Origin of the sequence: uncultured Bacteroides sp. (assembly GCF_949298305.1) — a bacterium.
Classification (GTDB): Bacteria; Bacteroidota; Bacteroidia; order Bacteroidales; family Bacteroidaceae; genus Bacteroides.
The window spans coordinates 1-6,320 of sequence record NZ_CASFWU010000126.1; the positions used below are offsets into that span (position 1 = coordinate 1).

Annotated in this window: 5 protein-coding genes; 3 read left to right on the top strand and 2 right to left on the bottom strand. The window is 55.3% G+C overall.

The features are described 5' to 3' along the window. Positions 1–2,132, bottom strand: a 2,132-nt coding sequence (locus tag Q1Y74_RS13055) for an outer membrane beta-barrel protein (protein ID WP_300814738.1), incomplete at its 3' end; no start/stop codon positions are given. Positions 2,133–2,536: 404 nt separating this feature from the next. Then, positions 2,537–3,196, bottom strand: coding sequence for a CatA-like O-acetyltransferase (locus Q1Y74_RS13060; protein WP_300814739.1), 660 nt, complete (start codon positions 3,194–3,196; stop codon positions 2,537–2,539). Positions 3,197–3,356: 160 nt separating this feature from the next. On the opposite strand from Q1Y74_RS13060, the gene Q1Y74_RS13065 reads away from it, so the two are divergent. The 3 genes from Q1Y74_RS13065 (at position 3,357) to Q1Y74_RS13075 (ending at position 6,174) form a co-directional block, all read left to right on the top strand. Continuing rightward, positions 3,357–3,929 carry a DapH/DapD/GlmU-related protein gene (locus Q1Y74_RS13065; protein WP_300814742.1) on the top strand — a complete coding sequence of 191 codons (573 nt, stop codon included), beginning with the start codon at positions 3,357–3,359 and terminating at the stop codon, positions 3,927–3,929. Between the two features lie 16 nt (positions 3,930–3,945). Beyond that, positions 3,946–4,509, top strand: coding sequence for a flavodoxin (locus Q1Y74_RS13070; RefSeq protein ID WP_300814740.1), 564 nt, complete (start codon positions 3,946–3,948; stop codon positions 4,507–4,509). A gap of 75 nt (positions 4,510–4,584) precedes the next feature. Further along, entirely contained in the window at positions 4,585–6,174 is a 1,590-nt protein-coding gene (locus Q1Y74_RS13075) for a HAMP domain-containing sensor histidine kinase (RefSeq protein WP_300814741.1), read from the top strand. The last annotated feature ends 146 nt before the right edge of the window (positions 6,175–6,320 follow it).

Sequence of the window (6,320 nt, forward strand, 5' to 3'; positions counted from 1 at the left end):
ACGCTGCGGAAGCTGGAATACTCGTTCGTCACCCACTGATGCTCGTAGCGTATCTGCGGACAGGGCATGGAGGTCTGGAGGATGTCGCGGCACCAGGCGGTGAGCACGGCATTGCCGCCGAGGAAGGTGTAGCGTAGCGTGGCCGACAGGTCGCCGCACGGGGGAATGTCGTAGATGCCCTGGATGGCGCGGCCTTGCAGACGTCCGTCGATGGTCAGCCGGATGTCGGGCTTGCGGCTCAGGGTGAAGGTGTTGTTCAGCACGGCGATGCCAAGCAGACGGTGGCGGTCGAAGGGCAGGTCGTAGAAGTCGCTGTCTTTCTGCCGCATCCACAGACCGATGAGGGTGAGGCGCGAGTCGAGCCAACGCCCGGCCTTGAAGGGGACGGAGGCCTGGAGGCCGGCCTGCTGCTCGAAGTCGAAGTTCAGGTATTTGTACAGCTCCAGCAGCTCGTCGGGCGACTGGTAGAGCGTCTGTACGGCACGGTTCTTGGTGTGGTTGAACCAGGCGCGGAAGACGTACTTCGACTTCAGGATGTAGGTCAGCGAGGTAGAATAGTCAATCTCGGGCTTCAGCAACGGGTTGCCGTGTATCTCGCTGTATCCGCCGCCCAGGTAGGAGACGACATCCTGCACGGCCCAATAGCCGGGATAGCTCTTGTCGCTGCTGAAGTTGAGCTGGAGGATGTGGCCGTCGGCGGGCAGGTAGGTCAGGTTGAGGACGGGATAGACGTCCCACTCGTCCCACACGGGTGTCTGGTAGCGTTCCGCAGCCAGTGAGAAGTCCGTCATCAGTTTCTGTCCGAACGACTTGCTGAAGCCGGCATAGAGGTTGAGCGTCTGTTCGCGGCGGCGTGAGCGGACGTCGTTCAGTGGACGAGTGGATTTCAGTTGACGAGTTGACGAGGCATCAGACCACAAGGAGCTTATCCTTTCGTCAATTTGTCCCCTTGTCAACTCGTCAATTTGTCCCCTCGTCAACTCTTCATACGTCTGGTACGAGTTGTCCACCGTCGTAGTATAAACCGCCCCGTAGTTCAGCCCCCAACCGTCCTTCAGCTGATGCTCCTGTGCGAGGAAGAACTTCCAGGCATTGATACGCTGCCCGTCTTCGGTATAGAAGTCGAGGGCATCATCGCCCATGCGGCTATGCAGCAGCTGGTTGCCGGGGGCGTTGTACCACGTGAACTCCACGCCCGCTTTCAGTCCGATGGGGGCCTGATAGTCCAGGCGACCGTTGTGCAGCCACGAGGTCTGTTCGCTCAGGCTTTCGGCCGTCTGCGTGCCCGTAGAGTGCTGTCGGGTGTGGCTCGTTGCATACGCTCCGTTGTAGACGAAACTCAGCGAGTGGTTCTCGGTCAGCGTGTAGTCCGTGCCCAGGCGGAAGCTGTGGGTGTGGCTGCGGGCGCGCATCTCCTCGTAGTTGTCGATGAGATGCGTCGAACCGTCGGCCTGCTGCCAGTGGCGGGCTTCCTTGTCGGTGGTGTTGAAGCTCTCGCCATGTGTGTGAGAGTAAAGAAAGTCTGTCGAGAACCTTTGACCATTATATAAGATGGAGGCACGCTCCTCGAACGAGGCTTCGTGTTCCTGATTGTACTTTCCATAGACTTCGCCCTGCACCACGCCGGGGTCGCCGATGCGGTGGCGCAGGCGGACATTGATCATTGCTCCGCGTACCTGATAGCGGGCAGGCGCGTTGTACATCACTTCGACGCGTTCGATGCGGTCGGCAGGCAACGATTTCAGCAAGGCGTACAGCTGCGCACCGCTCATGTTGGTCACCTTGCCATCCAGCACGACGGTGACCGCCTGCATGCCCAGCGTCAGCGCACCGTCCTGCTCCATCACGCCGGGCAGTTCTTTCAGAGCTTCGTAGACGTTATCCACGGGGCGGCCTTCAATCATCCGCGGCAGGTCGTACTCCAGCTTGCCCGCCGAGGCCTTGACCACGGGGCGTTCACCCACCACCATCACCTCGGGCAAGTTGCGGTAGAGGCTGTCCATGCGGGCATCGCCCGTCAGGAGGCTGTCGGCCGACAGCGTACGCGTGTTTTCTTTTTCCAGATTCTCCTGGGCGGAGAGCGGCAGAGCCAGCAGGAGGCAACTTGCCGCCAGCAATGTGCTTCGTTTCATCATTTTTCGTGTCACGTTATATCTTATAAAATGTTTCCAGGCAAGGGAGAAATCTGAAAGCAGTAGTTTCAAAAGAGTTTCATGGCTTGAAACCATCAGTTTCGAGGCTTGAAACTATCAGTTTCCTACGTTGAAACCATCGGTTTCAAGGCTTGAAACCCAACGCTTCCTCAGGCGAAACCAACGGGCAGCTGCGGGAACCCCTGTCGCCTTCCTTCTTTCCTTAGCCGCCACAAAGGTAGGCAGAAACGAAAAAAGCCCGCGTTACCGCAGGCTTACGAAGTCTTATCGAGTGTTACCGGATAGCAGGGAAGACGGTGAAGCATGTGTCGGATACCTCTTTTCTGTGGTCATCTGTAAACTCTGTGTCATCGGTGTGCCATCCATCCACTTTGATGCAGTTTCTACAAGGCGCCGATTTCCTTCAGATACTGCTCTATCTTCTGGAAGAACAGCGAAAGGTGAAAGCCATCGACAAAAGCATGGTTCACATAAATGGACAGCGGCATCACCAACCGGCCTTCGCGGGTGACGGCCTTGCCGGCAGTCATCAAAGGATAGTTGCAGGCATTGCCCGCTTCGGCCAACGTATAAGTGATGGATGTGAAATACATGCCGGGCACGGCACTCAGATGCACCACATCGTAGTCGCCCTGAGCCATCAGTGTCTTCTCGGCGCCATAGGGGTCGCCGTCGGGCGGAATATGGGTAATCAGTTGATGGGCTTCGGCATAAAAGTCTGCAAAACTTTCGTGATAGGGAATGCGCAGGGTGAAGAACGTACGGCCGGGCACGGCAATCGGTGTAATGATGTCCACACGATCGTGAAAGACAACCTGCTTCTGCTTGTCAATGCGGTAACGCAACTCGTCCACTTCGTTGGCAGCACGTACCACGGCATAAAGGTAATAGAGGAAGAAAGACTGTCCCCGGTGTTTGGCCGCCTCGCGGGCTTCGGTACAGTCGATTTCGGTAGCCACGGCATACCACGAACTGACAAAAGTCTCAAAAAAACGATAGTTGTCGCGACGCATCCAAGTGTCTACATCAATGATATGTTTCATAATGCTTCTTTGTTTTGTGATTTGACGGCAAAGATAGGCTTTTTGATGTTTCTCCTCAAACACAATCTGTAAGATGGGTACAAAAATCCGGTATCGGGGTTGTCCTGTTTGCCTGCTGACGCGTTATCTTTGCATTGAATATCAAACTATGGACAGAATTATGACTATCGAAAGTTTTAAAGAATTTGTAAAGACACGCCGCCCCTTGGATACTGAAGAAATCAAAGGATTCATGGATGACATGAGCAACGAGGCAAGGCGCATCACTTTCCAACTAAACACTTCATATAAGAATCCTGAAGAAGTACGCCGCCTGTTGTCCCTGCTGTTCGGTTACAACGTTCCCGATTCGCTCCGTGTGTTCCCGCCCTTTTATACGGACTTCGGCAAGAACATTACAGTAGGCGAAAATGTCTTCATCAATGCATGTTGTCACTTTCAGGACCACGGCGGAGTGACGCTGGGCGATGGTTGTCAGATAGGGCACAACGTGGTGTTTGCTACGCTCAATCATGAACTGGCTCCCGAGAGGCGGCACGTCACCCTGCCTGCTCCCATTGTCTTGGGTCGTAATGTTTGGGTTGGCTCCAATGCCACCATCCTCTCCGGAGTGACCATTGGCGACAATGCCGTCGTGGCGGCCGGTGCCGTGGTGACGAAAGATGTACCTTCCGACGCTGTGGTGGGCGGAGTGCCTGCCCGGTTTATTAAATCCATTATCCCGACATCCTAACATCCCATATCCGATTATGTATAAACGATTATTCACCTGGCTGGCAGTGGCAGGCGTTGCTCTTGCTCTGCAAGCCCAAAACCGAGAACAAAACATGAAACCGTCAGACAATCTTAAAACCTTCGTAACCTACTTTTCGGCTACCGGCAACACAGCCCGGGCTGCCCGCCTGATAGCTGCTGCAACCGGTGCCGACCTGTATGAAATCCGTCCCGCACAGCCTTATACCGAGAAAGACCTTGACTGGCACGATGCCCACTCGCGCAGTTCGGTCGAGATGAACGACCCGAAGGCACGCCCTGCACTTCGGACACCTCAAGCCAATGTCGGGAATTACGATGTGATATTCATCGGTTATCCCATCTGGTGGGACCTTGCACCGAGAATCATCAACACTTTTATTGAAAGTCATAACCTGAAGGGCAAGACAGTAATTCCCTTTGCCACTTCGGGCGGCAGTTCGATAAGTCACAGTGCCGCTACGTTGAAGAAGGAATATCCCGACCTGAACTGGAAAGACGGAAAGCTTCTGAACAGGGCCAACGAAAAGACGGTGCGCGAATGGGTGGAGGGACTGTAGCCCCACATTCGCAGAAGTGTTATTTAGTCTTACCGAATATCAGGGGATAAGGATTAACTCTGTATCTTTATCCCCATGAAACTACCCTCGAAATACATTGCTCTGCTCGTCATCCTCTCGTTGGCGGGTATCTTTGCCTATCAGGCCTACTGGCTGACAGGGCTCTACCGCACCATGCGCGCCGACCTGGAGCGCAACATCACGGAGGCCATGCGCATCAGCGACTACAACGAGATGCTGGTACGTATCCAGCTGATGCAGGTCCGCAACAAAGAACACGGTGAAATCACCGTGTCAACGGGTTACGGCGACGAAGGAGAGAAAATCGTCCAAACCAATACGACTTTCCATACATCCCCTGGCGACACGACTACTCACACACGGGTGGATACCCTCTACCAGTCTGCTCCGGCAGACACCACCTCGTCCGATGCCATGCTTCACAGTCAGGAGGGACTTGACATGATACTCCGCGACCAGAACAGCATCACCGATATGGCCATCTATCTGCAACGGGGCATGCACTCGGGTTTGGACATTTTCATCGAACCTTCATTCACCACTTACGACAGCTTGCTTAACGCCCGCCTCAGGGAAATGGACATCCCCATCCGCTACCGCCTGCAATACCTCTACTCGGGCTACGATGCCCAAGACCGCTGGCTCTACACCGACACCCTGGCCACGGGCGGCACACCCGGCTACATCCCCGGCCCCGATGCCGTCAGCTACCAGTACGTATTCTCTTCTTCGGAGCACGATGTCTACCGTCTCACCACCGAACCCTTAGGGGGCATCGTGCTACGGCAGATGGCAGGCATACTCACGACCTCGCTGGTCATCCTGCTCATCCTGGGGTTCTCCTTCTGGTACCTCATCCGTACCATCCTGCGGCAGAAGACGCTGGAGGAGATGAAGAGCGACTTCACCAACAACATCACCCACGAACTGAAGACCCCCATTGCCGTGGCCTACGCCGCCACCGACGCCCTGCTCAACTTCCATCAGGCCGATGACCCCGGCAAGCGCGAACGCTACCTGCGCATCTGTCAGGAACAACTCGGCCGTCTCGGCGGACTGGTAGAGCAGATACTTTCCATGTCGATGGAGCGACGCAAGACCTTCCGCCTCCACCTGGAAGACGTGCGCCTGAATGACCTCTTGCCGGCCCTTGTCGAAGAGCACAAGCTGAAGGCCGACAAGCCTGTCCATATCGTCCTCGATATCGACCCCGCTGACTTGACCGTTACTGCCGACCGCATTCACCTGACCAACATCGTCAGCAACCTGCTGGACAACGCCGTGAAGTACTCGCGCGACAAGGCCGACATCACCGTCCGCTGTTGCCGTCAGGCAGCAACCGACGGACAAGTCCATACAGAAATCAGTGTCAGCGACCACGGCATCGGCATCGCCCGCGACCGCCTGCCCCACGTGTTCGACAAGTTCTACCGCGTACCTACCGGCAACCGTCACGAGGTGAAAGGCTACGGTCTCGGCCTCTTCTACGTGAAGACGATGGTGGAGAAGCACGGCGGGACGGTGGAGGCGGAGAGCGAGCTGGGGAAAGGGAGTAAGTTTACGGTGAGATTGAGGGCAACCAAGGCCTCACCCCCAACCCCTCTCCCAAGGAGAGGGGAGGAAGTGGGTGTATCTACTGATTGATTGGAAATAAAGGAGAAAAATAACAATATAAGTAAACTTAAGTTTCGCAAGTTTATTAATCGATTGTAGTTAAGGAGTTAAGAAGTTAAGGAGTTAAGCCAATGCCTTTGTGAAAAGGATACCGACCATACACTTGAGCTATCGGC

Excerpts from the sequence above, each read along its gene's own strand:
- Q1Y74_RS13065 (WP_300814742.1), top strand. The coding sequence starts at position 3,357 with ATGACTATCGAAAGTTTTAAAGAATTTGTAAAGACACGCCGCCCCTTG.
- Q1Y74_RS13075 (WP_300814741.1), top strand. The coding sequence starts at position 4,585 with ATGAAACTACCCTCGAAATACATTGCTCTGCTCGTCATCCTCTCGTTG.
- Q1Y74_RS13070 (WP_300814740.1), top strand. The coding sequence starts at position 3,946 with ATGTATAAACGATTATTCACCTGGCTGGCAGTGGCAGGCGTTGCTCTT.
- Q1Y74_RS13060 (WP_300814739.1), bottom strand. The coding sequence starts at position 3,196 with ATGAAACATATCATTGATGTAGACACTTGGATGCGTCGCGACAACTAT.